Origin of the sequence: Mesorhizobium sp. M0045 (assembly GCF_040323385.1) — a bacterium.
Lineage (GTDB): Bacteria > Pseudomonadota > Alphaproteobacteria > Rhizobiales > Rhizobiaceae > Mesorhizobium.
Genome location: NZ_JAMYUY010000004.1, coordinates 297,985 through 321,459, shown reverse-complemented (window position 1 = coordinate 321,459; position 23,475 = coordinate 297,985). Strand labels below are relative to the sequence as shown.

The 23,475-nt window shown below is 62.7% G+C and carries 25 protein-coding genes; 10 read left to right on the top strand and 15 right to left on the bottom strand.

Annotation, left to right across the window (positions count from 1 at the left end; genetic code table 11):
* Nucleotides 1–91: 91 nt before the first annotated feature.
* Nucleotides 92–592 carry a DUF721 domain-containing protein gene (locus tag NKJ72_RS08865; protein ID WP_352476685.1) on the bottom strand — a complete coding sequence of 167 codons (501 nt, stop codon included), beginning with the start codon at nucleotides 590–592 and terminating at the stop codon, nucleotides 92–94.
* 49 nt (nucleotides 593–641) lie between these two features.
* Between NKJ72_RS08865 and mutY the strand changes: the two genes are divergently transcribed.
* Both mutY and NKJ72_RS08855 read left to right on the top strand, forming a co-directional pair.
* The gene (mutY, locus tag NKJ72_RS08860; protein WP_352476684.1) at nucleotides 642–1,754 is read left to right on the top strand and encodes an A/G-specific adenine glycosylase; all 1,113 of its coding nucleotides are present in this window, start codon (nucleotides 642–644) and stop codon (nucleotides 1,752–1,754) included.
* Nucleotides 1,755–1,765: 11 nt separating this feature from the next.
* A complete protein-coding gene (locus NKJ72_RS08855; protein WP_254818470.1) occupies nucleotides 1,766–2,377 on the top strand; it encodes an HAD family hydrolase in 612 nt (203 codons plus the stop codon).
* Nucleotides 2,378–2,439: 62 nt separating this feature from the next.
* Here the strand turns inward: NKJ72_RS08855 and NKJ72_RS08850 are convergent, their stop codons facing one another.
* A complete protein-coding gene (locus tag NKJ72_RS08850) occupies nucleotides 2,440–3,573 on the bottom strand; it encodes a site-specific DNA-methyltransferase (protein ID WP_352476683.1) in 1,134 nt (377 codons plus the stop codon).
* Between the two features lie 181 nt (nucleotides 3,574–3,754).
* Between NKJ72_RS08850 and NKJ72_RS08845 the strand changes: the two genes are divergently transcribed.
* A complete protein-coding gene (locus NKJ72_RS08845; RefSeq protein WP_254818468.1) occupies nucleotides 3,755–4,444 on the top strand; it encodes an HAD family hydrolase in 690 nt (229 codons plus the stop codon).
* A gap of 38 nt (nucleotides 4,445–4,482) precedes the next feature.
* On the opposite strand, the gene NKJ72_RS08840 is transcribed toward NKJ72_RS08845, so the two are convergent.
* Nucleotides 4,483–5,181, bottom strand: coding sequence for a hypothetical protein (locus NKJ72_RS08840; RefSeq protein ID WP_352476682.1), 699 nt, complete (start codon nucleotides 5,179–5,181; stop codon nucleotides 4,483–4,485).
* A gap of 128 nt (nucleotides 5,182–5,309) precedes the next feature.
* Here NKJ72_RS08840 and thrC point away from each other — a divergent pair, with 128 nt between their 5' ends.
* The 4 genes from thrC to NKJ72_RS08820 are packed head-to-tail and all read left to right on the top strand — an operon-like array spanning nucleotide 5,310 to nucleotide 11,518.
* Nucleotides 5,310–6,707, top strand: coding sequence for a threonine synthase (thrC, locus tag NKJ72_RS08835; protein ID WP_352476681.1), 1,398 nt, complete (start codon nucleotides 5,310–5,312; stop codon nucleotides 6,705–6,707).
* 14 nt (nucleotides 6,708–6,721) lie between these two features.
* Nucleotides 6,722–8,014, top strand: a complete 1,293-nt coding sequence (locus tag NKJ72_RS08830; RefSeq protein WP_352476680.1) for a M16 family metallopeptidase — start codon at nucleotides 6,722–6,724, stop codon at nucleotides 8,012–8,014.
* Between the two features lie 15 nt (nucleotides 8,015–8,029).
* Nucleotides 8,030–8,626 carry a GNAT family N-acetyltransferase gene (locus NKJ72_RS08825; protein ID WP_254818464.1) on the top strand — a complete coding sequence of 199 codons (597 nt, stop codon included), beginning with the start codon at nucleotides 8,030–8,032 and terminating at the stop codon, nucleotides 8,624–8,626.
* Between the two features lie 3 nt (nucleotides 8,627–8,629).
* Nucleotides 8,630–11,518, top strand: coding sequence for an EAL domain-containing protein (locus NKJ72_RS08820; protein ID WP_302895658.1), 2,889 nt, complete (start codon nucleotides 8,630–8,632; stop codon nucleotides 11,516–11,518).
* 24 nt (nucleotides 11,519–11,542) lie between these two features.
* Here NKJ72_RS08820 and NKJ72_RS08815 read toward each other — a convergent pair whose 3' ends face one another.
* Nucleotides 11,543–12,151 (bottom strand): YqgE/AlgH family protein, encoded by a 609-nt coding sequence (locus tag NKJ72_RS08815; RefSeq protein WP_254818656.1) that lies wholly within the window; start codon nucleotides 12,149–12,151, stop codon nucleotides 11,543–11,545.
* A gap of 147 nt (nucleotides 12,152–12,298) precedes the next feature.
* Between NKJ72_RS08815 and NKJ72_RS08810 the strand changes: the two genes are divergently transcribed.
* From NKJ72_RS08810 to NKJ72_RS08800, 3 genes are all read left to right on the top strand, one after another.
* Nucleotides 12,299–13,105, top strand: coding sequence for a protein-disulfide reductase DsbD domain-containing protein (locus NKJ72_RS08810; protein WP_352476679.1), 807 nt, complete (start codon nucleotides 12,299–12,301; stop codon nucleotides 13,103–13,105).
* Nucleotides 13,106–13,187: 82 nt separating this feature from the next.
* Nucleotides 13,188–13,688, top strand: a complete 501-nt coding sequence (locus NKJ72_RS08805) for a peroxiredoxin (protein ID WP_352476678.1) — start codon at nucleotides 13,188–13,190, stop codon at nucleotides 13,686–13,688.
* A gap of 147 nt (nucleotides 13,689–13,835) precedes the next feature.
* The gene (locus NKJ72_RS08800; protein ID WP_352476677.1) at nucleotides 13,836–14,315 is read left to right on the top strand and encodes a DUF2938 domain-containing protein; all 480 of its coding nucleotides are present in this window, start codon (nucleotides 13,836–13,838) and stop codon (nucleotides 14,313–14,315) included.
* An 18-nt stretch (nucleotides 14,316–14,333) separates the two neighbouring features.
* On the opposite strand, the gene rnhA is transcribed toward NKJ72_RS08800, so the two are convergent.
* The 11 genes from rnhA to coxB form a co-directional block, all read right to left on the bottom strand.
* On the bottom strand, nucleotides 14,334–14,873 hold the full coding sequence (gene rnhA, locus NKJ72_RS08795; RefSeq protein WP_352476676.1) for a ribonuclease HI: 540 nt from the start codon (nucleotides 14,871–14,873) through the stop codon (nucleotides 14,334–14,336).
* Entirely contained in the window at nucleotides 14,870–15,832 is a 963-nt protein-coding gene (locus NKJ72_RS08790) for a homoserine kinase (RefSeq protein WP_352456890.1), read from the bottom strand. The genes rnhA and NKJ72_RS08790 overlap by 4 nt, the downstream gene beginning before the upstream one ends.
* Nucleotides 15,833–15,837: 5 nt before the next feature.
* Nucleotides 15,838–16,842, bottom strand: a complete 1,005-nt coding sequence (gene ispH / locus NKJ72_RS08785) for a 4-hydroxy-3-methylbut-2-enyl diphosphate reductase (protein WP_352476675.1) — start codon at nucleotides 16,840–16,842, stop codon at nucleotides 15,838–15,840.
* Nucleotides 16,843–16,949: 107 nt separating this feature from the next.
* Nucleotides 16,950–17,705: an SURF1 family protein gene (locus NKJ72_RS08780; protein WP_352476674.1), complete on the bottom strand. Its 756-nt coding sequence runs from the start codon at nucleotides 17,703–17,705 to the stop codon at nucleotides 16,950–16,952.
* A complete protein-coding gene (locus NKJ72_RS08775; protein ID WP_254818456.1) occupies nucleotides 17,702–18,088 on the bottom strand; it encodes a DUF983 domain-containing protein in 387 nt (128 codons plus the stop codon). The genes NKJ72_RS08780 and NKJ72_RS08775 overlap by 4 nt, the downstream gene beginning before the upstream one ends.
* An 82-nt stretch (nucleotides 18,089–18,170) precedes the next feature.
* Nucleotides 18,171–19,052 (bottom strand): cytochrome c oxidase subunit 3, encoded by an 882-nt coding sequence (locus NKJ72_RS08770; protein WP_254818455.1) that lies wholly within the window; start codon nucleotides 19,050–19,052, stop codon nucleotides 18,171–18,173.
* Between the two features lies 1 nt (nucleotide 19,053).
* A complete protein-coding gene (locus NKJ72_RS08765) occupies nucleotides 19,054–19,686 on the bottom strand; it encodes a cytochrome c oxidase assembly protein (RefSeq protein ID WP_352476673.1) in 633 nt (210 codons plus the stop codon).
* Between the two features lie 7 nt (nucleotides 19,687–19,693).
* Nucleotides 19,694–19,861, bottom strand: a complete 168-nt coding sequence (locus tag NKJ72_RS08760) for a cytochrome c oxidase system small membrane protein (RefSeq protein ID WP_023674135.1) — start codon at nucleotides 19,859–19,861, stop codon at nucleotides 19,694–19,696.
* The gene (locus tag NKJ72_RS08755; RefSeq protein WP_352476672.1) at nucleotides 19,858–20,802 is read right to left on the bottom strand and encodes a heme o synthase; all 945 of its coding nucleotides are present in this window, start codon (nucleotides 20,800–20,802) and stop codon (nucleotides 19,858–19,860) included. The genes NKJ72_RS08760 and NKJ72_RS08755 overlap by 4 nt, the downstream gene beginning before the upstream one ends.
* Before the next feature lie 76 nt (nucleotides 20,803–20,878).
* Nucleotides 20,879–22,531 (bottom strand): cytochrome c oxidase subunit I, encoded by a 1,653-nt coding sequence (gene ctaD / locus NKJ72_RS08750; protein WP_352476671.1) that lies wholly within the window; start codon nucleotides 22,529–22,531, stop codon nucleotides 20,879–20,881.
* 38 nt (nucleotides 22,532–22,569) lie between these two features.
* Complete coding sequence (gene coxB, locus NKJ72_RS08745) at nucleotides 22,570–23,448, bottom strand: cytochrome c oxidase subunit II (RefSeq protein ID WP_254818655.1); 879 nt, start codon at nucleotides 23,446–23,448, stop codon at nucleotides 22,570–22,572.
* Between the last annotated feature and the right edge of the window lie 27 nt (nucleotides 23,449–23,475).

The window sequence follows — 23,475 nt, the reverse complement described above, 5'->3', positions numbered from 1 at the left end:
GGCTACAAAAAGCGAGAGTTGGCGCGAATTAAGGCATTACCGCCCCTATTCCAATCGCCAAATCCGGGCATTCCATCACGATAGCGCGAGATCACGGCTTCTTTTGACCAAGAATGGTGGCGCCAAGCCGCTCCAACGAGGCGCGCAGCCCGTCGTCCTCGATCAAACCGACAGTGCCCGACAGCTTCGCCTTCTCCGCCACGGTCAGCGGCCGCAAACTGGATTTCGGCTTGTCCTTGCCCGCCATTACCGGCTTCTGCACGATCCTGATCCGGCCGATCGCATTGAAACCGAGAAACGCATTGACCCGGTTGATGATCTCGCCGGTCTCGTGCTGCAGATGCAGTGCCGCCACACCCTCGCAGGCAATTACCAGCACTGCCGGCTCGAACGGATCGTCCTCGTGCATGCGGCGCGGCCACTGGATCTTTTCCGGGCGTGAGCGGCCGGCAAGCCGCGGTCCGGCAAGCTCTTCCCACGACTGGACCAGCCCGATCGACATGCCGGCCCGCTTGCGCAGCACCGGGTCGAGGATCTCGGTTGCGAGATCGCTCACCGGAACGGGATTGCCGAAGGGCCTTTTCCCTGCCATGTGCGTTCTCCAGCTTCAGCACCAGTGGATTAGGGCCGACCCTCGATCAATGGCACTGCACGACCAGACCCGCAAGGCCGTATCCGGAGACAATGGCGAGATCGCGTTCCGGCTGCTTGGCTGGTACGACGCGCATCACCGCGAGCTGCCGTGGCGCGTTCCGCCGCGTGCGCTGGCAGGCGGCGCCCAGCCCGATCCCTATCTCGTCTGGCTTTCCGAAGTGATGCTGCAGCAAACCACGGTCGAGGCGGTAAAATCCTATTTCCGGGCTTTCGTGCAGAAATGGCCAACTGTCGAGGCACTGGCGGCGGCACCGACCGAAGACGTCATGAAGGCCTGGGCCGGGCTCGGCTATTATTCCCGCGCCCGTAACCTCAAAGCCTGCGCCGATCTCGTCGCGCGGCAAGGCGGCCGCTTTCCGGACAGCGAGTCCGGCTTGAGGGAACTGCCCGGCATCGGCGCCTACACGGCGGCGGCGATCGCGGCGATCGCCTTCGACCGACCAGCCGCGGTCGTCGACGGCAATGTCGAACGGGTCGTCTCACGGCTGTATTCGATCGCCACGCCTCTGGGCGACGCCAAGGGCGAGATACGCGGCCAGGTCCAACGCATGGTTCCCCCGACAAGGCCCGGCGACTTCGCGCAGGCGATGATGGACCTGGGCGCGACGATCTGCACGCCGCGCCGGCCCCGCTGCATGCTCTGCCCCGTCAGGCAGGATTGCAGCGCCACAATCTCGGGCGATCCCGAGCGCTTTCCGGTCCGCCTGCCCAAGGCCGAGAAACCCTTGCGCCGCGGCGCCGCCTTCGTCGCCGTCAGGAGCGACGGCGCCATCCTTTTGCGCAAGCGCGCGAATAAAGGCCTGCTGGGCGGCATGACCGAAGTGCCGACGACCGGCTGGACCGCGCGGATCGATGGCGCCACCACGGTGGCGGCAGCCCCGTTCCCCGGCGACTGGCGGCAGGCCGGACGCATCGGCCATATCTTTACCCATTTTGCGCTTGAACTCGACGTGTTCAAGGCGGAGACCGACAGCGTCGGCCCGGCCGGGCATTTCTGGTCGCTGGCCCATGAAATTTCCGGGGAGGCGCTGCCGAGCGTCATGAAAAAGGTAATCGAAGCGGCGATACCGGGCGCGACGAAAAAGCAGCGGCCGCATTGAAAGAGAGAAGAATGTCCGAAATCCGCCACATCGTTTTCGACATCGGCAAAGTGCTGATCCACTATGATCCGAACCTGCCCTTCAGCCGCTTGATCCCCGATCCCGACGAACGGAAATGGTTCTTCGAAAATGTCTGCACGCACGACTGGAACATCGAGCAGGACCGCGGCCGCAGCTGGGAAGAGGCCGAAGCGCTGGCAATCGCTCAGTATCCCGACCATGCCGAAAACATCCGCAATTTCCGCCGGCACTGGCACGAGATGGTGCCTCATGCCTATGAGGACAGCGTCGCCATCATGATCGGGCTGATCGAGAGCGGCCATGACGTGACGATGCTGACCAATTTCGCGGCCGATACGCTTGCCGAGGCCCGCGAGCGGTTCGATTTCCTCAATAGGCCGCGCGGCGTGACCGTGTCGGGCGACATCCGCCAGATCAAGCCGGATCGTGCCATCTACGATCACCACGTCGCCGCGTTCGGCCTCGATCCGGCAGCCACGCTGTTCATCGACGACAGCCAGAAGAATGTCGACGGCGCCAAGGCGGCCGGTTGGCAGGCTGTGCTGTTCACCGACGCAAAGACGCTCAGGGCGGACCTTGAGCGCCTTGGGATCAAAGTGTGATTTGAATCGCTTCCAGAGGTTGGGTGAGCCTTCGCATAACCGATCTATCGCAACTCGGAGCCTCAGGCCCCTGCCCGCTCCATGCCCAGCCGCGCAATGCGGCGAAGCTCGTCGATTGGTGTCAGGCCGCCGCTGCGCTCATAATGCCAGAAGGTCCATCCGTTGCAGGCGTCCAGCCCCTGCACGTGTGCGCCGATCTTGTGGATCGACCCGGCACTGTCGCCGATCGCCAGCGTGCCATCGGCACGCACTTTTGCCGCCCAGCGCTTCTTGGCGTCGTAGAGCGTGGCGCCGGGCGCCACCAAGCCATTGTCGAGAAGCGTGACGAATGCGACGCGCGGCTCAGCCCGCTTGCCGGTCAGCACCGTCAAATTGGCGCCTTCCAGCGGCCGGACCGCATCGATACGTTCCATGGCGGCATCGATATAGGCCTGCTCACGCTCGATGCCGACGAAGTGGCGGCCAAGCCGCTTGGCCACAGCCCCGGTGGTACCTGAACCGAAGAAGGGGTCGAGCACGATGTCGCCCGGCCTGGTCGATGCCGTCATGACGCGGGCAAGCAACGCTTCCGGCTTCTGCGTCGGATGCAATTTGTCACCATTGTCGTTCTTCAGGCGCTCGCCGCCGGTGCAGATCGGAAACAGCCAGTCGGAACGCATCTGAATGTCGTCGTTCGACGCCTTCAGCGCCTCGTAGTTGAATGTGTAACCCTTGCCCTTTTGGTCGCGCGATGCCCAGATCATCGTCTCATGCGCGTTCTGGAAACGGCGGCCACGGAAATTGGGCATTGGATTGGTCTTGCGCCAGACGACGTCGTTGAGGATCCAGAAGCCCAGGTCCTGCATCTTGGCGCCGACCCTGAAAATATTGTGGTAGGAGCCGATGACCCAGATCGTGCCGTTGGGCTTCAACACGCGGCGCGCCGCCAGCAGCCAAGCGCGAGTGAAGGCGTCGTAGGCCTCAAAACTGTCGAACTGGTCCCAATGGTCGTCGACGGCATCGACCTTGGATTGGTCGGGCCGGTGCAGATCGCCATCGAGCTGTAGGTTGTAAGGCGGATCGGCAAAGATCACGTCGATCGACTTTTCCGGCAGCCGTTCGAGCGCGGCGACGCAGTCGCCCTTCAGGATCGTATCCAGCCACTCGGATTGCTGGGGAGCATCGGAAAGGTCGTCGAGAAGACGCACGGCAGACATTGTGACACCCAAGGCACGCGTTACTGTTTACGGTCCGTTATGGTTACCGATCAGCGTAAATATTCAGTGAAGCAGCACGCCGAATTTGCGAAGCCCGGCCTGTTGGTGTATGCCGCGCCGCCTGAGCCGTTTTGACCAAAGGCCCTCTCGGCATTCCCCTCATCCCGCTTCCCGGATCACCATGCCCCAGCCAGATCTTGTCATCTTCGATTGCGACGGCGTGCTCGTCGATTCCGAAATCATCGCCGCGCGTATCGATGCCGAGCTTTTGACCTCGGCTGGCTACGAGATATCGGCCGAGGAGATCTCCGAGGTCTATGCCGGGCTGACGTTCAAGGACATCATGATGCGGGTCGAGGAAAAGTCCCGGATCCCGTTCCAGGCCTCCCTGATCGACAAGGAGGAACAGCTTGTCGATCGCAGGCTGCGCAGCGACGTGCGTGCCATCGACGGAGCGCACGAAGCTGTCGCCGCGGTAGCAGTGCCGCGCTGCGTCTGTTCGAATTCGCGTTCTGAGCGGATCGAATTCATGCTGGAGAAGGTGCAGCTTTTGCCGTTCTTTGCCGGCCGGATCTTTTCCTCGCTGGAAACCCCGACCGGGAAAACCAAGCCGGCGCCGGACGTGTTTCGGTTCGCCGCGGAAAAGCTCAAGGCCGATCCTGCGAACACCTTTGTCATCGAGGATTCGGTGCATGGCGTCACCGGCGCCAAGACGGCGGGAATGCGCGTCATCGGCTTTACCGGCGCGGCGCACAGCTATCCCGGCCACGCCGATGCGCTGACCGAGGCCGGCGCGGAAACGGTCATCCGCCGCTGGGCGGAACTGAAAAGCGTGATCGCCGCGCTGTCGGAATGGTCGGCGGACGCGTGAGAGGCCGCCTCCAGCCGCCGTGGCGCGAATGCAGCGGCTTAGTTGGTCGCGGCGGCTTTCTTCTTCCTTGGCTTGTCTGTCGCTACTTTCGGAGCGCCCTCGTCATACCCGGCATATGCCTGGTAGTCCTTCGCCGTCGGCTCCGGAACGACGACGTTGGAATCGGTGAAGACGAACTGTGTGGCACTCGAAGGATCGGTAACCTGGACCTGATAGGAGTGAAGCTGCGAATAGAGGACTTCGGTGCCGTGCATCACCGCGATGCGGATCGGCATGGTGATGGTCCCGGGGGTGAACATCGGGCCAGGCACGACCTTGCCGGCGACGGCTATCTTCATCGACAAGGAGCCGTTGGCGCGGCTGCAGTCGCGGGTCACATCGGTGATCGAAGCCTGATAGATGATCTTGGCGGAATCGTCCGGCTGATCGACGCCAGCCGCGTCCGCTGCCGGCTGCGCGGCTTCCTCGGCGGCAACATCGGTTTTTTTCTTCGGCTTCGGACCGCTCTTGGCGTAGGTATTGAAGAAAGCGGTGCCGTCACGCAACGTCACTTTCGGGCAATAGGCCTGCAGCTGGCTGGAAAGCACCTTGGGATCGGGTGGCGGTGGCGGCGTCGTGTCCTTCTTGCCGAAGCCGAGAATACCATTGTCGCTCGATTGGCAGCCTGCGGCGGCAAGCATAAAGCCGGCGAGCCCCAGACCCGCGACAAAACGACCGTTGAATGAATGAAACGCCATGAACTGCACTTCCCTCTCGCAAAGCCGGTGACGTATATCAACCGCGCGGCAAAAATGCGACTGAGCCCGCGCAGAAATCCACCACCTCGCGGCGGGCCAAAATTCCCGGCAGCAATGGAAACGTAACGATGCAATATGTGAGTACCCGCGGGGAAGCGCCCGCGCTTGGATTTTCCGACGCCGTGCTGGCCGGACTGGCGCGCGACGGAGGGCTCTACCTGCCGAGCGCCTGGCCGCATTTTTCCGCAGCCGAGATCCGCGCCATGCGCGGCCTTGCCTATCCCGATCTTGCCATCCGTGTGCTGTCGCCGTTCCTCGGCGGCGAGATCGCGGCGCCGGTGTTCGAACGGCTGGTGCGCGAAGCCTATGCGACCTTCCGCCATGAGGCCGTCTGCCCGCTGGTGCAGACCGGGCCGAACAGCTTCGTGCTCGAGCTCTTCCATGGCCCGACGCTCGCGTTCAAGGACGTGGCGATGCAGCTTCTTGCGCGGCTGATGGACCATGTGCTGGCCGAGCGCGACCAGCGCGCCACCATGGTCGGCGCCACCTCCGGCGACACCGGAGGGGCCGCCATCGATGCCTTTGCCGGGCGCAACCGCACCGACATCTTCGTGCTTTTCCCGCATGGCCGCGTCTCGCCGGTACAGCAGCGGCAGATGACGACCTCGACCGCCGCAAACGTCCATGCGTTGGCGATCGAAGGTAATTTCGACGACTGCCAGGGCCTGGTGAAGGACATGTTCAACGACCACGGTTTTCGCGACCGGGTATCGCTGTCGGGCGTCAATTCGATCAACTGGGCCCGCATCATGGCCCAGATCGTCTATTATTTCTCCTCCGCGCTGTCGCTCGGCGCGCCCGACAGACCGGTTTCCTTCACCGTGCCGACCGGCAATTTCGGCGACATCTTTGCCGGCTATGCCGCCAAGAAGATGGGGCTGCCGATCGAACGGCTGATCATCGCCGCCAACGACAACGATATTCTGGCGCGCACGCTGGCGACCGGCGAATACCGCATGAAGGGGGTCCTTTCGACCACGTCGCCCTCGATGGACATCCAGGTGTCTTCGAACTTCGAACGCTTGCTGTTCGAAGCGTCCGGCCGCGATGCCTCGACCGTGCGGCGCTACATGAACGGGCTCAAGCAGTCCGGCGCCTTCACCATCGAGGCTGGCGAAATCGCCAAGATCCGCTCCGAATTCGACGCCGGCCGCGCCACCATGGACGAGGTCGCCGCCACCATCCGCACCACACTTGCGGCGAGCGGCTATCTGCTCGACCCGCATACGGCCGCGGCCGTGCATGTGGCCGCCGGCAAGGCTGCGGGTGAGGTGCCGATGGTGGTGCTGGGCACTGCGCACCCGGCAAAGTTTCCCGCCGCCGTCGAAGCCGCCAGCGGCGTGTCGCCTGCCCTGCCTGCATGGCTAGGCGGGTTGATGAGCGCCGAGGAAAAATACACGGTACTTCCATCCGACCTGAAAATGGTGGAAGATTATCTCGGCCGCCACACGCGGGCGGCGCGTTAGGGAGTAATTGCCATATGGGTGTTGAGGTAAGCCGTCTGTCGAACGGCCTGACAGTCGCCACCGAAACCCTTCCAAGCCTCGAATCTGTTGCCCTTGGCGCCTGGGTCAAGTCGGGCGCACGCAACGAGCGTGACGAAGAGCACGGAATGGCGCACTTGCTCGAGCACATGGCTTTCAAGGGCACCAGGCGGCGAAGCGCCTTCGAGATTGCCTCGGAGATCGAGGACGTCGGCGGTGAGATCAATGCCGCCACCAGCGTCGAGACGACCTCGTATTATGCAAGGGTTCTTAGCGACGACGTGCCGCTGGCGGTCGATATTCTTTCCGACATCCTGCAGGACTCCGAATTCGATCCGCAGGAGTTGGAACGAGAGCAGCATGTGATTTTGCAGGAGATCGGCGCCGCGCACGATACGCCCGACGACGTCGTTTTCGATCACTTTACCGAGACCGCCTTTCGCCACCAGACTATCGGCCGCTCGATTCTCGGCACGCCGGAAACCGTCAAATCCTTCACTTCGAAGCAGTTGCACGACTTCATCGAGCGACAGTACGGTGCCGAGAACATGGTGATGGTGGCGGCCGGCGATATCAAGCACGACGATTTCGTGCGGGAGGTCGAAAAGCGGCTCGGCAGCTTCCGCGGCAAGGCCGACGGCACCATCCCGCAATATGCGCAGTATGTCGGCGGCGATTTTCGCGAGGACCGCGACCTGATGGACGCCCAGATCGTGCTGGGTTTCGAGGGCCGCGCCTATCACGTCCGCGATTTCTATGCCTCCCAGGTCCTGTCGATGATCCTGGGCGGCGGCATGTCGTCGCGACTTTTCCAGGAAGTCCGCGAAAAACGCGGCCTGTGCTATTCGGTCTATGCCTTCCATTGGGGTTTTTCCGACACCGGCGTCTTCGGGGTCCATGCCGCGACCGGACAAAGCGATATTGCCGAGCTGGTGCCTGTGATCATCGACGAGCTGCAAAAGGCCGGCGAAAACATCCTGCAGGAGGAGCTCGACCGGGCGCGGGCGCAATACCGCGCCGGGCTGATCATGTCGGCCGAGAGCCCGGCCAGCCGCGCCTCGCAGATCGCCAGGCAGTTGCTTCTGTTCGGCAGGCCGATCGCCAAGGAAGAGCTGATGGAGCGCCTGTCGGCGTTGACTGTCGAGCGGCTGACGGATCTGTCGTCCCGGCTTTTTTCGACCAAGCCGACGCTTACAGCTGTCGGGCCGGTGGGTACGCTCGCGCCCTATGAGGCGATCCTCGATTCGCTTTCGGGCACGCAGACCACTGCCCGTAAGCTTGCCGTCTAAGCCCATTCGAGCATCGTGTTCGCGCTCCCTTTCTTTCGCCGCGACCTGCCGGCACTGAAGGGCGAGCTGGTCACGCTGCGCGTGCCGCTGACCAACGACTATCGCGAGTGGTCGGTGCTGCGCAGTGAAAGCCGCGCCTTCCTCGAGCCGTGGGAGCCGCGATGGACGCCTGACGAGCTCGACCGCACGGCGTGGCGGCACCGTATCGGCCGCTACCGCGAGGACTACGCGCAAGGGACGGCGATCGCCTTCTTCATCTTCGAGAAAAGCAGCGGCAAGCTGGCCGGCGGTATCACCCTCGGCAATATCCGCCACGGGGTCGCCCAAAGCGGCCATATCGGCTACTGGATCGGCGAGCGCTTCAGCGGACGCGGGCTGATGACCGATGCCGTCAAGGTGGTGACGCGTTTCGCCTTCGAAACGCTGCGGTTGCACCGGATCGAAGCTGCCTGTATCCCCGATAATGCCCGGTCGATCCGCGTGCTTGAAAAAGCCGGATTCCGGCGCGAAGGACTGCTACGATCCTATCTCAGGATCAACGGCATCTGGCAGGACCATTACCTATATGCCCGAATCGCGGACGATCCGCCGGGCGTTGGAACAAAGGACTGATTTTTGACGAATTTTCTGCGCAACGGGTCGCTGCTTGCCTTTATGCTGGCGGCAATCGTCACGCTCTGCGCGGCATCGTCGGCGTTTGCGGTCGAACCGATCAAGATTGCCCGCGACGACGTGGCGCTCGACCTTTCGGGTGCCGTCGCAATCTACCGCAACCAAGGCGAGAATTTCCAGGTCTCGACGGCACCCGGCCCGGACGGCATCGTGCGGCGCATCGAGGTCGAGGCCAATGACGCGCGCTCGACCGGCGACTGGGCGGTGTTCGCGCTCGCTAACACCACCGACCAGCAGCTCGACAGGCTGATTGTCGCACCGCATTTCCGGCTGGTGAATTCCGGCCTGTTCTGGCCGGATCTCGGCTCGACCCGTATCGCTGCGATCACTCCCAGCGAAGGCTTTGCGCTCGACCGCCAGACCAGCCCCGACGCCGACGTGTTCCGGGTGACGTTGAACCCCGGAACGGTGATCACCTTCATCGCCGAGCTCGCCTCGCCCAAGCTGCCGCAGGTCTATCTGTGGGATCCTGAATCTTACAAGGACTCGGTCAATTCCTACACGCTGTTTCGTGGCATCGTCATCGGCATCGCCGGCCTGCTGGCGCTGTTCCTGACCATTCTTTTCGTCGTCAAGGGGACCTCGATGTTCCCGGCGACGGCGGCCCTTGCCTGGGCGGTGCTTGCGTATATCTGCGTCGATTTCGGCTTTCTTAACAAGATCATAGAAATATCCCCGGGCAACGAGCAGATGTGGCGCGCCGGAACGGAGGTGGCGCTTGCGGCGACCTTCGTGGTGTTCCTTTTTGCCTATCTCAACCTCAACCGGTGGCACGGCCATTTCAGCTACGGCGCGCTGGTCTGGATTCTCGGGCTGGTGCTGATTGCCGGCGTCGCCATCATCGATCCGGCGGTTGCCGCCGGCATTGCCAGGCTGTCCTTCGCCGCCACCGCACTGACGGGGCTCGGCCTGATCATCTTCCTCGGTATCCGCGGTTACGACCGCGCCATCATGCTCGTGCCCAGTTGGGTGATGGTTCTGCTGTGGCTATGCGGATCGTGGATGGCGATCACCGGCATGCTGGACAACGATATCGCCCAGCCGGCGCTGGGCGGCGGGCTGATCCTCATCATCCTGCTGATCGGCTTCACGGTGATGCAGCACGCTTTTGCTGGCGGCGCCCTGCATCAGGGCCTGTTCTCCGATCTCGAGCGGCAGGCGCTGGCGGTTGCCGGATCGGGCGATACTGTGTGGGACTGGGACGTGCTGCGCGACCGGGTCGTCACTCGTCCCGACGTCAGCATTCAGCTCGGCCTTGCTCCCAACAGTCTCGGCGGTCCCGCCCGCAACTGGCTGCCGGTGCTGCATGCCGACGACCGCGACACCTTTCGCACGACGCTCGACGTGGTGCTCGAGCACCGGCGTGGCCGGGTGTCGCAAAACTTCCGCCTGCGCGGCGCCGACGGGCACTATCACTGGTTTGCGCTGCGCGCCCGGCCGGTGATCGGCTCGGACGGCGAGGTCATCCGCTGCGTCGGCACCATGGTCGATGTGACGGAGCAGAAGAAGTCCGAGGAACGGCTGCTGCACGACGCCGTGCACGACAATCTGACCGGCTTGCCCAACCGCGAGCTGTTCATGAACCGGCTGGAGGCGATCATTTCGATCGCCCGCACCGAAGAGAAGGTGCGCCCGACCGTCTTCGTCATCGACATCGATCGCTTCAAGCAGGTCAATGACGGGCTCGGCATCTCGGCCGGCGATACCATCCTTTTGACCATAGCGCGGCGGCTGCACCGGCTGCTCAAGCCGAAGGATTCGCTGTCGCGCTTTGCCGGCGACCAGTTCGCGCTGATGCTTTTGTCGGAGCAGGATCCGGCGCGCATCGCGGCCATCGCCGATGCCATCAAGCACGCCATCAACAACCCGATCACCTTCGCCAAGCGCGAGATCGTGCTGACCGCCTCGATCGGGCTGATCACCTGGACGTCCACGCAGACCTCGGCCGAGGACATGGTCAAGGATGCCGAGCTTGCCATGCATCAGGCCAAGCGCTTCGGCGGCGACAGGATCGAGCCGTTCCGGCCCGCCTTCCGCACCGTCGGCACCGACCGGTTGCAGTTCGAGTCCGACCTGCGCCGTGCCATCGAGCGACGCGAATTCACGCTCGCCTATCAGCCGATCGTGCGGCTGGAGGACGGCAGCGTTGCCGGCTTCGAAGCGTTGCTGCGCTGGGACCATCCGCGGCGCGGCATGATCCCGCCGGCGGATTTCATTCCGGTTGCCGAAAACTGCGGCCTGATCGTGCAGCTTGGGCTGTTCGCCATGCAGCAGGCTGCCGAAGACCTGGCCGGATGGCAAAAGCAGATCGGCGATGCGCCGCTGTCGGTCTCGGTCAATCTGTCCAGCCGTCAGCTCATCCGCCGCGACCTGGTCAGCGACGTCCGCTCGGTGATCGCGCGAGCCAACCTGAAACCGCGCTGCTTCCGGCTCGAACTCACCGAATCGCTGGTGATGGACAATCCCGAGCAGACCGCCCATGTGCTGACCAAGCTGAAGCAGCTTGGGATCGGCCTGTCGCTGGATGATTTCGGCACCGGCTACTCATCGCTGGCCTATCTGACGCGCTTTCCGTTCGACACGATCAAGATCGACAAGAGCTTCGTCGACGACGCGACGCCGAAACGCGCGGTGCTGCTCAAATCGATGGTCAACATGGCGCACGAGCTCGGCCTGTCGGTCGTTGCCGAAGGCATTTCGGACGAAAGCGATGCGCTGGAGCTACGGCAGATGGGCTGCGAATACGTGCAGAGCTTCATGTTCGGCGCGCCGATGCCCGGCGACCAGGTGCTGAAGACGCTGAAGGAACAGTATCCGCTCACTCAAGCGTGACAAGTTTCGGGGACGTGATGAGGCTCAGGCGTGACCGGCAGCCAGGCTGAGATGCGCGAGATCGATGCCGATCGAGGCAAGGATCCGGTCGTATTTGCGGTCGATGTCGGCATCGAACAGAAGCTCGGCACTTGCCGGGCAAGTCAGCCAGCCATTCTCGGCGATTTCGTTTTCAAGCTGGCCCGCGCCCCAGCCGGCATAGCCGAGCGCCATCAGCGCCCGCCGGGGTCCGCGGCCGGAGGAGATGGCGCGCAAAATGTCGACGGTCGCGGTCAGGCAGACGTCATCGGACACGGCGAGCGAGGATTCCACCCGGTAGTCGCCCGAATGCAGGACGAAGCCGCGGCTGCGATCCACCGGTCCGCCATTGCGCACGACAAAGTCGCGCGCCGGCGCCGGCAGACGGATCGCCTCCATCTCATTCATGATGCCAAGTTGCACGAGCAGGTCCGGAAACAGCATCTGCTGCGTCTGGTTGATGATCAGCCCCATCGCGCCTTCGTCGCTGTGCGCGCAAATGTAGATGACAGAGCGCGTGAAGCGGTCGTCCTTCATGCCGGGCATGGCGATCAGGAACTGGTCGTCGAGAAAGCCGGGGCCTGTGGCCGTCCTTTTATGGCGCAACAAATCCATGGCCACAGCGTAACGCGTTTCCGAAGCCTCGAAAAGATGGGCGGCGCTCGATTTGATCAGGCTCGTAAATCGAAGGTCACGCAAATATGATGCCGGCCGCGTCATGAAATCATTGTGCGGCCATCAACGGACGATCAAATCACCGTCATGCAAAGCTTGAAAATCCTGCTGCTTGTTGTGGCCATTGGATCGGCGACCGGTCTCCCAGCCTCAGCCTCCTCGTCGGCCTGGTACAACAGCGAAGGCGGCAGGGTGAGGCTGGTGACGAGCGGCAAAGCCGACGAGGCCGGACGTCTCCAGGGCGTCCTCGACATTGCGCTGAAGCCTGGCTGGAAAACCTATTGGCGCGATCCGGGCGATGCGGGCGTGCCGCCACAGATCGACGTCTCGGCCAGCACCAACATTGCCGACGCGACGCTTTTGTTTCCGCCGCCGCAGCGCCATGACGACGGCTATGGCAAATGGGCCGGCTACGACCACCCGGTTTCGTTGCCGGTGACGTTCACGCTTGCCACGCCCGGCCAGCCGGCCGTCATCGATGCGGGCATTTTCCTCGGCATCTGCGAAACCATCTGCATCCCGGTGCAAACAAGGCTGACCGTCGATCCCGGCGCCGATCCGGACAACGCCGAGGACGCGGCACTGGTCAAGGCAGGCCTTGCCACCCTGCCCGCCACGGCAACGCCCGATTTCGGCATAAACGTACTGCCGGGCGACCACGAAACGCTGATTGTCGAAGCGAGCTTTCCGGGCAGCCCCGAGGGCGCCGACTTCTTCGTTGCCGGCGAACGCGATTACATGTTCGGTGCCCCGGCACGCAGTGTAAAGGATGGCAAGCTGATCTTTACTGTGCCGATCCTCGACAGGCCGTCGACAACGCCAACCGATGGCGGCCTGCACTACACGCTGACAAGTGCCGCAGGCGCGGTCGAAGGCCTGTTGCCATTCCCGTGATGCCAACGTCTGGACGGTTGCCGGGCGCGCCTTAATTCGCTATCGCAAGGACACTCCCTTCCATTTCCAAACGAGGACCATCATGACGATCTCCGTTGGCGACAAACTGCCCGATGCGACCTTCAAGACAATGACCGCCGACGGTGCAAAGCCGATCACGACGGGCGAGATATTCTCAGGAAAGACGGTGGTGCTGTTTGGCGTTCCAGGCGCTTTCACGCCGACCTGCAGCAACAATCATCTGCCCGGCTACCTGGACAATTACGACGCCATCCTGGCGCGCGGCGTCGACACTATCGCCGTTGTCTCGGTCAACGATGTTCACGTCATGGGGGCTTGGGCCCGCTTCAGCGGTGGTGAAGGCAAAATCCTTTATCTCGCCGATGGCAATGGCGATTTCGCCAAATCGGTCGGCCTCGACGCCGACCTCTCCAGCGGCGGCATGGGGCTGCGCTCGAAGCGTTTTTCGATGATCGTCGAGGACGGCAAGGTCACCGCACTCAATGTCGAGACAAAGCCCGGCGTCGACGAATCCGGTGCGGCTCACATTCTCGGACAGCTTTCCGTCCCGGCGACAGCTTAGGCCTGGGACGGCGGCGGGCGCCTTCTAGCGCTCAACGTCCAAAGGACGCTGACTTTTGCATCGGCGCATGATCCTTCCGAAAGCCGACCCGGTTTTCGGGGCCATGTGTCGGCCCTTCGGGACTGCTTGCTTTTGGGGACCTTCATTATGTCTGACATCTTGTGGCGCAGCGTCGCGATCGGCATCGGCGCAACCGCGCTTATGGATGTCTGGGCGATTTTCCTGAGCAAGGCCTTTGCCCAACCGCGCCCGAACTGGGGGCTGGTCGGCCGCTGGGTCTGGCATCTCCGGGAAGGCAAGGTCTTCCATGACGACATTGGCAAGGCCTCGCCCTACCCGCATGAATCAGTACTTGGCTGGGCCTTTCATTATGCTGTCGGCATCGTCTACGGCATCATACTGGTCGTGCTGGCCGGGACGGCCTGGCTCACCGCGCCGACCTTCCTGCCGGCTTTTATCCTCGGCATCGTCACCGTCGGCGCCGGGTGGTTTCTGCTGGCGCCCGGCATGGGCGCCGGCTGGGCCGCTTCGAAGCGGCCCAATCCGATGCAGGTCCGCGCCCTCAATCTTGTGTCGCATACGGTGTTTGCCATCGGACTGTTCGGCGCCGCCCTTCTGATCCGCTGACACGCCAGTTCAACCGGATCAATAACTCTGGGTCGAGCGCCGAACCTTCTTGGCCGCCGATTGCCTGGACTGGGTGCCTTCCTTCGGCGGCACGGACGCGAGCACCGGTTTCGCCGACTTCGTCTTGAATGGCGCCATGCCGAGCCGCGCCAATTCGTCGGCGCGCTCGTTCTCAGGATGGCCGGCATGGCCCTTGACCCAATGCCAGGTGACCTGATGGCGGTTGCGCGCCGCGTCGAGCTGCTGCCACAGCTCGGCATTCTTCACCGGCTGCCGGGCGGCGGTCTTCCAGCCGTTGCGCTTCCAGCCATCGATCCAACCGAAAATGCCGTCCTTGACGTAGTTGCTGTCGGTATAAAGGTCGACGACGCAAGGCTCCTTGAGCGCGTTGAGCGCCGAGATCGCCGCCAACAACTCCATGCGGTTGTTGGTGGTCAGAGCCTCGCCACCATGGAGCTCCTTGATGGCGCCGTTGAAGCGCAGGATTGCGCCCCAGCCGCCAGGCCCGGGATTGCCCGAACAGGCACCATCGGTGAAGATTTCAACGCGCTTGGTCATGTCAGTCCATATTCGGAAGGAGAGTTGATCGCCCGGTGGAAGCGCATCCGGCGAATATACTCGGTCGGGTCGCGTTTCATCACCAGCCCGCCGTCCGGAACCGTCAGCCAGTCGTAGAGCCGGGTCAGCATGAAGCGCAGCGCCGAGCCGCGCGCCAGCATCGGCAGCGCAGCTTTCTCGTCACTGCTCAACGGCCGCACGCTTTGGTAGCCGGCGAGCAGCGCCGTGCCCTTGGTCAGATTGAAGGAAAAATCCTTCTCGAAGCACCAGGCGTTCAGGCACGTGGCAACGTCATAGGCGTAGAGGTCGTTGCAGGCGAAATAGAAGTCGATCAGCCCGGACAGTTTCTCGCCGAGGAAGAACACATTGTCCGGGAAAAGATCGGCATGGATGATGCCTTGCGGCAGACCGTTCGGCCAGTTCCGCTCGAAATCGGCGAAATCGGCATCGACCTCGGCCGCCAGTCCCGGCTCGACCTCGTCGGCGCGGGCGCGGGCGGCATTCCACAGCTTGCGCCAGCCATCGATGGCAAGGGCGTTGGGGCGGGTCATCGGAAAATCCGCGCCGGCGAGATGCAGTGCCGCCAGCGCCTTGCCGACCTCGCCGCAATGCGCAGCCGTCGGCCGCCGCAGCGACAGGCCTTCGAGAAAGGTGATGATGACCGCCGGCCGACCGGCAAGTGTTCCGATGACACCGCCATCATGTGCGGTGACCGGGAGCGGGCACGAAATGCCCTTTCTGGCGAGGTGGGCCATAAGGCCGAGAAAGAACGGCAGGTCAGCCTTGTCGACGCGCTTCTCGTAAAGCGTCAGGATGTAGGAGCCGCTGCTGGTGTGCAGCAGAAAATTCGAGTTTTCGGTGCCTTCGGCGATGCCCTTGTAGGACAGGAGGTCGCCGACCGGATAGTTCCTGAGGAATGCGCCGAGCTCGCCCTCGTTGACGTCGGTGTAGACCGCCATCGTTGTTACGCGGCCCCGTTGACGAAGGCCATGTCGGCGGCCGTCAGTTCGACATCGCGCAACACCCGCATCACCGGAAAGTCCTCCGTCTCCGTCGCTGTTACGGCCAGCTCGATGGTCACGTCGAAGCGCTGCCTGAACGCATCGACGATCTCGTCGACGATGATCTCCGGCGCCGAGGCGCCCGCCGACAGGCCGAGCGTCGAAATGCCGGCAATCTCATCCCACGGAATTTCGGAGGCGCGCTGCACGAGAAGCGACATCGAGGCGCCGGCGCGCTCGGCCACTTCGACCAGGCGCCGCGAGTTGGAGGAGTTAGGTGCGCCGACAACCAGGAAGAGATCGGCGCCGGCCGCTGTTTCCTTGACCGCTTCCTGGCGATTGGTGGTGGCATAACAGATCGATTCCGCCGCCGGCGCGTGCAGCTCGGGAAAACGTTGCTGCAGGGCGCGAATGATACCAGCGGTGTCCTCGACCGACAGCGTCGTCTGGGTCACGAAGCCGAGCGCCTGCGGGTCTGCAGGCACGAAGCTTGCGGCGTCGGCTTCGGTCTCGATCAGAGTGACCGCGCCATCCGGCAACTGGCCCATTGTGCCGATCACCTCGGGATGCCCGGCATGGCCGATCAAAAGCACGTGGCGGCCAAGCCGCTGATGGCGCATTGCCTGCTTGTGGACTTTCGAAACCAGCGGGCAAGTCGCGTCGAGATAGAAGAGGTTGCGCGACTGGGCGTCGGCCGGCACCGATTTCGGCACGCCATGCGCCGAAAAGACGACCGGGCTCTGGCGATGCTCGGGCGGGATCTCGGAGAGCTCCTCGATGAACACCGCGCCGAGGCTTTGCAGCCCTTCGACGACGTAGCGGTTGTGCACGATCTCGTGGCGGACATAGACCGGCGCGCCGTATTTCTTCAGCGCCAGCACGACGATCTGGATGGCACGGTCGACGCCGGCACAGAAACCGCGCGGCTGGCAAAGCCGGATGGTCAGCGGTGGCTTTGTGTGAAGCATGATTGCATCTTACGCTGATTGTAGGCCGGTTGATCGGACTGTGACTTCTGAGCTCTAGGCGCGAAATGAGGTGCGCGGCCCTGCCCTGTCAAGGGTAGTGGCGGCAATCATTGGTCTTTCGCCGGGCGGCGGAGCCAGGAGATAAGGACACCGGCAAGGGCGGCGGCAAGGCCGTACCAGGTTATCGCATATTGCAGATGGCTGTTCGGCAGGTCGATGACGGTGACGCCGCCGACCGGCAGCCCGCCGGGGTTGGGCGTGGCGTTCGCATCGATGAAGATCGGCACCAGCGCCGCACCTGCCGGCAGGCCGGCGCTCGAGGCCATCGCATCACGATCCTTCCAGTAGAAGATGTTCTTCTGCGGATCATTGTCGGGAAGCATCATCGAGGGCCTGGCCGGCAGCGGGTTGCGGGCGAGCCCCGTCACCGTCACTTCGCCCCTTACCTGCCCCTGCGGCCGCTTGGCTGAGTCCTTGAAATCGTAAGGCACGAAGCCGCGGTTGATCAGTACGAAACGGCCATTGTCGAGCTGCAGCGGCGTGAAGACATCGAAACCGGACTGGCCTTCCCAGGTGGCGAGGAAATGCCGCTCGCCTTGATGCAGGAAAGTGCCGGTCACCGTTACCGGCGTGTAGTCCACGTCGCCGGTGGCAGCAAACCGCTTTTCGACCTCGGCCAATGGCACGGGCGCCGAATGCGTGCGCTGGTCTATCGTCTCGAGAAGGCCCTCTTTCCAGTGCAGGCGCTGAACCTGCCAGGTGCCGAGCGCCAGCAGGATCAAAAACACGATGACACCCAGGCCGAGCGCCAATGCGCGCTTGGGCCGCGACCGGCCGGCCACCAAACCTGATGCCTCGCTCATTCGCCGCGGTCCAGTCGGCCCTCGGCCGCCTTGTTGCGGTATTGCAGCGTCAGCAGCACGCCCTTGATCAGCCGGAGCGCCGCCAGGCAAAGCACCAGCGTCAGCGGAATCCACAGCAGCAGATGCAGCCAGAGCGGCGGATTGAGCGTCACCTCCGTCCACAACGCCAGGCCGACGACGATGAAGCCGATGATCAGGATAACGAACACCGCCGGCCCGTCGCCGGCATCGGCGAAGGAATAATCGAGGCCGCAATTGGTGCAGCGATTGCCGACCGTGAGGAATCCAGAAAACAGCTTGCCCTCGCCGCAGCGCGGGCAGCGGCCATGCAGGCCGGCCGAGACCGGATCGATTGGTGGCCAGATCGCCTTGTCGTCGCTCATCGGATCATCCTAGGAGCATTTGCCGCAAAAGATAAGGCGGCCGCGTCGCCGCAGCCGCCTTGTCGATTTCCTCAGGTCGATCTCAATGCGGTTCGATCATCGCGCCGTTCGATGCCCAGACGTAGATCGAGGCAAACAGGAACAGCCACACCACGTCGACGAAGTGCCAGTACCAGGCGGCGGCCTCGAAGCCGAAATGCTGCTTGGGCGTGAAGTCGCCCTTCATGGCGCGGATCAGGCAGACCAGCAGGAAGATAGTGCCGATGATGACGTGGAAGCCGTGGAAGCCGGTCGCCATGAAGAAGGTGGCGCCGTAGATTGAATCCCTGAAGCCGAACGGCGCGTGCATGTACTCGTAGGCCTGCACCATGGTGAACAGCATGCCGAGGCCGACGGTCAGCACCAAGCCATTGATCAGGCCTTTGCGGTCGCCGTGGATGAGCGAGTGATGCGCCCATGTCACCGTGGTGCCCGACAGAAGCAGGATGACGGTGTTGTAGAGCGGCAGATGGAAGGGGTCGAGAACTTCGATGCCCTTGGGCGGCCAGACGCCGCCGGTGAAGGCGGTGCGGGCGTATTGATGGACCTCGCCCGGAAACAGGCTGGCGTCGAAGAAGGCCCAGAACCAGGCGACGAAGAACATCACCTCGGAGGCAATGAACATGATCATGCCGTAGCGCAGATGCAGCGACACGACGCGGGTGTGGCGACCCTCATGCGCCTCCTTGATGGTGTCAGACCACCAAGCGAACATCGTGTAGATGACGATCAAAAGGCCAATGAAGAACAGCCACGGATTGGCGATGTTGAAACCGAAGATCGGGAAATCGCCGCCCTTGAGATACTGCATGTAACAGACGCCGCCGATCGCGGTCACCAGTGCCCCGACGGAGCCCAGGAAAGGCCACGGGCTCGGGTCGACGAGATGATAGTCATGCTGTGGTTTTGCGTGTGCGTCTGCCATATCAACCCCCGAGGCTTGCTTCGGTATCTGAAATCTTGTTGCGGCGGCCGTCGGCCGGCACCGATGATGCGACCGGCTTGGTCTTGTCGACCGGGAACATCGTGTAGGACAGGGTAATCGTCCTCAAATCCTTCAATTCCGGCGCATTGACGATGTCGGGATCGACATAGAACACGACCGGCATGTCCAGCGTCTCGCCCGGCTTCAGCGTCGTGTCGGTGAAGCAGAAACACTCGACCTTGTTGAAGTAAGGCCCAGCCAGTTCCGGCTGCACGTTGAAGGTGGCGCGTCCGGTGATGGGCCGGCTGAATTTGTTCGTCGCGCTGAAATGCGCCTCGGCGGTCTCGCCGATCTTGATGGTGATCGAGCGGTCGACCGGCTGGAATTGCCAGGGAACGCCGGCGGTGTTGGCATCAAAGCGGATGGTGATGTCGCGGTCGAGCACCCGATCGGCATATTGCTGGGTCGCCCGTTTGACGGTGCCGCCGTAGCCTGTCGCCTGGCAGAACATCGCATAGAGCGGCACTGCGGCGTAGGCCATGCCGATCATGCCGCCGAAGAACGCGATGCAGACGGCAGCGACGACGCGGTTCGTATTCTTCTTCGTAGGATCGGTGACTGTTTGCCTGGTCATCGTCAGCTCACATCGAGCCAGGGAAACTGTGGCCAAATTTCACGATGGTCGCGACGTAGAATATGACGACCAGCGCCGCCAGCGCGAAACCGATTGCGGCCGAGCGATTGCGGCGCGCCTTCTGCTGACGTTCGGTCAGCGTGACCAGTTCAAGCTTCTTTTCGGCCATGCTCATGCTCCGCCGATGGTCAGCGCGCGCGCGACGACGCAATCGCCAAGGTAGGTGGCGAAGATGGCGAAGAGATAAAGCAGCGAATAGCCGAACAAGGCCTTGGCTGGCTTCATCGCCCTGTCGTCATCGGCCATTTGCAGCACCTTCCACGCATACCAGACGAAGCCGGCGCCGAGCAGCAATGCAACGATGCCATAGGCCGGCGTGGTGAAGCCAAGAACCCATGGCAACACGCCAACCGGCGCGAGGACCAGCGCATAGGCAAAGATCTGGCGCCTGGTCGCGGGATGGCCGGCGACATTCGGCATCATCGGAATGCCTGCCTTGGCGTAGTCCTCCGACTTGAACAGCGCGAGCGCCCAGAAATGCGGCGGCGTCCACAGGAAGATGATCAGGAACAGCACCAAGCTTTCGAGGCTGACCGATCCGGTTACCGCCGCCCAGCCGATGACCGGCGGAATGGCGCCGGCAGCACCGCCGATGACGATGTTCTGCGGCGTCCAGCGCTTCAGCCACATCGTATAGATGACAGCATAGAAAAAGATGGTGAAGGCCAGAAGCGATGCGGCCAACCAGTTAACCAGCACGCCGAGCGTCATCACCGACAGAACCGACAGCACCAGCCCGAAGCTCAATGCCTCGCCTGGCCGGATGCGGCCGGCCGGCACGGGACGGCCGGCGGTGCGCGTCATCACCGCATCGATGTCTGCGTCGTACCACATGTTGAGCGCACCGGACGCGCCAGCACCAATGGCAATAGCCAGGATCGCGATCACCGCCAGCAGCGGATTGATGGTCACCGGAGCGGCGACCATGCCGACAAACGCGGTGAACACCACCAGCGACATGACGCGCGGCTTCAGCAGGGCGAAGAAATCGCCCGCCGTCGCTTCCGACATACGGAAGCCTGGCTCGTCAATCAGTCTGTCTTCGGCAAGGGCCATGCGTACTTAAAGTCCATCATTCCGTTGGCCAAAACCGCCGGTCGGCCGGCGGTTCCGTATTAAAGGAGGCAACCGCCTACTTGATCTTCGGCAACTGTTCCCACTGGTGGAACGGCGGCGGCGAAGGCAGCTGCCATTCCAGCGTGGTCGCACCCTCGCCCCAAGGATTGGCGCCGGCGACCCGCTTCTTCTGGAACGCCTCGAAGACGCCGAACAGGAAGATGACGACGCCGACAGCCGAGATGTACGAGCCGTAGGACGACACCATATTCCAGCCGGCGAAGGCATCCGGATAGTCGATATAGCGACGCGGCATACCGGAAAGGCCGAGGAAGTGCTGCGGGAAAAAGACCAGGTTGACGCCGACGAAAGTGACCCAGAAGTGGGTGTTGGCGATCACGGGCGAATACATGTAGCCGGTCATTTTCGGGAACCAGTAGTACCAGCCGGCGAAGATGGCGAAGACCGCGCCCAGCGACAGCACGTAGTGGAAGTGCGCGACCACGAAATAGGTGTCGTGCAGCGGGCGGTCGAGGCCGGCATTGGCCAGCTGCACGCCGGTGACGCCGCCAACAGTGAACAGGAAGATGAAGCCGATCGCCCACAGCATCGGCGTCTTGAGCGAAATCGACCCGCCCCACATGGTGGCGATCCACGAGAAGATCTTCACACCCGTCGGCACCGCGATGACCATGGTGGCAAAGACGAAATAGCGCTGTGTGTCGAGCGACAGGCCCGTCGTGTACATGTGGTGGGCCCAGACGATGAAGCCAACCGCGCCGATGGCAACCATCGCATAGGCCATGCCTAGATAACCGAACACCGGCTTCCTCGAAAAGGTCGAGATGATGTGGCTGATGATGCCGAAACCCGGGAGGATCAGAATGTAGACCTCCGGATGGCCGAAGAACCAGAACAGGTGCTGGAACAGGATCGGATCGCCGCCGCCGTCCGGGGCGAAGAAGGTGGTGCCGAAATTGCGGTCGGTCAACAGCATGGTGATGCCGCCAGCCAACACTGGAAGCGACAGAAGCAGCAGGAAGGCGGTGATCAACACCGACCAGGCGAACAGCGGCATCTTGTGCATGGTCATGCCGGGCGCGCGCATGTTGAAGATGGTGGTGATGAAGTTGATGGCGCCAAGAATCGAGGAGGCGCCGGCGATGTGGATTGAAAGGATCGCCAGGTCCATGGCCGGTCCGGGCTGGCCCGATGTCGATAGCGGCGGATAAAGCGTCCAGCCGCCGCCGACGCCGTAGGCGCCGGGCGCGCTCGGGACGAAGGCCGAGATAATCAGCAGGATGAAAGCCGGCGGCAGCAGCCAGAACGAGACGTTGTTCATGCGCGGGAAGGCCATGTCCGGCGCGCCTATCATGATCGGCACCATCCAGTTGGCAAAACCGCCTATCAGCGCCGGCATCACCATGAAGAAGATCATGATCAGCGCATGCGCCGTGGTGAAAGCATTGTACATGCTCTTGCCGCCGTCGATGGCGGCGTCACCATTCATGCCGTAGACCATCTGAGCCAGGCCAGTGAATATCTGGATGCCCGGCTCCTGCAATTCCATGCGCATGACGACCGACAAGGCGCCACCGATGCAGCCCGCCATGATCGCGAAGATCAGATAAAGCGTGCCAATGTCCTTGTGGTTGGTCGAATACACCCACCGGACCCAGCCATGATACGGCTTGTGGTCGTGGTCGTCGTGAACTGCAGCGTCTGCCATGATCGGCTCCGTTCCCTGAATCTTTTCTGGTCGCGGCATCAGTTGCCGGCGGCCGCTACCTTGTTCGTGCCATCGACCTCGGCCATCAGCGCCTTGTTGGCGCCGGGAAGGTCGGTCTTGGCTGCCGCCAGCCAGGTCTTATATTGCGCATCGGAGACGACGCGAATAGCGATCGGCATGAAGGCGTGGTCCTTGCCGCAGAGTTCCGAGCACTGGCCATAATAGAGGCCTTCCTTGTCGGCCTTGAACCACACCTCGTTGATGCGGCCCGGCACTGCATCGGTCTTGATGCCGAAGGACGGCATGGCAAACGCGTGAATGACGTCGGTCGCCGTCACCAGCACCCGGGTCATGGTGTTGACCGGCACCACCATCTCATTGTCGACGGCGAGCAAGCGCGGATACGCGGCGCGATCTTCCTTGCCGGCAGCAGCCCTGTCGGCATCCTGAAGGATCGCGGAATTGAAGGAAAGCGTATTGTCGACCTGGTATTCGTAGTCCCAGTTCCACTGATTGCCGGTCGCCTTGACGGTCAGCTTGGCTTCTTCCGGCGGCGTGTACTGCGCGGTCAGCAACTGGAACGAGGGAATGGCGAGACAGAGCAGGATGACGACGGGACCGACAGTCCAGATGACCTCGATCAGCGTGTTGTGGCTGGTGCGCGACGGGGTCGGGTTGACGCTCGCCCGGAACCGCAAGATGCAGTAGGCGATCAGGAAAAGCACCAAGGCGGTGATCACAATGATGAACGCGAACGAGTAGTTCCCGAACCACTCGATCTGCCTCATAATGTCGGTCGCCGCAGGCTGAAAACTGGTTTCCCAAGGCTGGGGCTGGGCTGCACGAGCCGATGCAGCGGCAAACAACGTGGCGGCGGCACTAGCTACGATTTTGGCGGTTGCCAGGAATTTTCTCATCGCCCTCGTCATCTCCCAGTTCCTCGC

Coding starts and splice junctions, on each gene's coding strand:
- NKJ72_RS08755 (WP_352476672.1), bottom strand. CDS start 20,802: ATGGCCCTTGCCGAAGACAGACTGATTGACGAGCCAGGCTTCCGTATG.
- NKJ72_RS08830 (WP_352476680.1), top strand. CDS start 6,722: ATGGGTGTTGAGGTAAGCCGTCTGTCGAACGGCCTGACAGTCGCCACC.
- NKJ72_RS08765 (WP_352476673.1), bottom strand. CDS start 19,686: ATGACCAGGCAAACAGTCACCGATCCTACGAAGAAGAATACGAACCGC.
- NKJ72_RS08845 (WP_254818468.1), top strand. CDS start 3,755: ATGCCCCAGCCAGATCTTGTCATCTTCGATTGCGACGGCGTGCTCGTC.
- NKJ72_RS08865 (WP_352476685.1), bottom strand. CDS start 592: ATGGCAGGGAAAAGGCCCTTCGGCAATCCCGTTCCGGTGAGCGATCTC.
- ispH (WP_352476675.1), bottom strand. CDS start 16,842: ATGCTTCACACAAAGCCACCGCTGACCATCCGGCTTTGCCAGCCGCGC.
- NKJ72_RS08815 (WP_254818656.1), bottom strand. CDS start 12,151: ATGGATTTGTTGCGCCATAAAAGGACGGCCACAGGCCCCGGCTTTCTC.
- NKJ72_RS08760 (WP_023674135.1), bottom strand. CDS start 19,861: ATGAGCATGGCCGAAAAGAAGCTTGAACTGGTCACGCTGACCGAACGT.
- NKJ72_RS08810 (WP_352476679.1), top strand. CDS start 12,299: ATGCAAAGCTTGAAAATCCTGCTGCTTGTTGTGGCCATTGGATCGGCG.
- NKJ72_RS08855 (WP_254818470.1), top strand. CDS start 1,766: ATGTCCGAAATCCGCCACATCGTTTTCGACATCGGCAAAGTGCTGATC.
- rnhA (WP_352476676.1), bottom strand. CDS start 14,873: ATGACCAAGCGCGTTGAAATCTTCACCGATGGTGCCTGTTCGGGCAAT.
- NKJ72_RS08780 (WP_352476674.1), bottom strand. CDS start 17,705: ATGAGCGAGGCATCAGGTTTGGTGGCCGGCCGGTCGCGGCCCAAGCGC.
- thrC (WP_352476681.1), top strand. CDS start 5,310: ATGCAATATGTGAGTACCCGCGGGGAAGCGCCCGCGCTTGGATTTTCC.
- NKJ72_RS08850 (WP_352476683.1), bottom strand. CDS start 3,573: ATGTCTGCCGTGCGTCTTCTCGACGACCTTTCCGATGCTCCCCAGCAA.
- ctaD (WP_352476671.1), bottom strand. CDS start 22,531: ATGGCAGACGCTGCAGTTCACGACGACCACGACCACAAGCCGTATCAT.
- NKJ72_RS08790 (WP_352456890.1), bottom strand. CDS start 15,832: ATGGCGGTCTACACCGACGTCAACGAGGGCGAGCTCGGCGCATTCCTC.
- NKJ72_RS08840 (WP_352476682.1), bottom strand. CDS start 5,181: ATGGCGTTTCATTCATTCAACGGTCGTTTTGTCGCGGGTCTGGGGCTC.
- NKJ72_RS08770 (WP_254818455.1), bottom strand. CDS start 19,052: ATGGCAGACGCACACGCAAAACCACAGCATGACTATCATCTCGTCGAC.
- NKJ72_RS08800 (WP_352476677.1), top strand. CDS start 13,836: ATGTCTGACATCTTGTGGCGCAGCGTCGCGATCGGCATCGGCGCAACC.
- coxB (WP_254818655.1), bottom strand. CDS start 23,448: ATGAGAAAATTCCTGGCAACCGCCAAAATCGTAGCTAGTGCCGCCGCC.
- NKJ72_RS08805 (WP_352476678.1), top strand. CDS start 13,188: ATGACGATCTCCGTTGGCGACAAACTGCCCGATGCGACCTTCAAGACA.
- NKJ72_RS08775 (WP_254818456.1), bottom strand. CDS start 18,088: ATGAGCGACGACAAGGCGATCTGGCCACCAATCGATCCGGTCTCGGCC.
- mutY (WP_352476684.1), top strand. CDS start 642: ATGGCACTGCACGACCAGACCCGCAAGGCCGTATCCGGAGACAATGGC.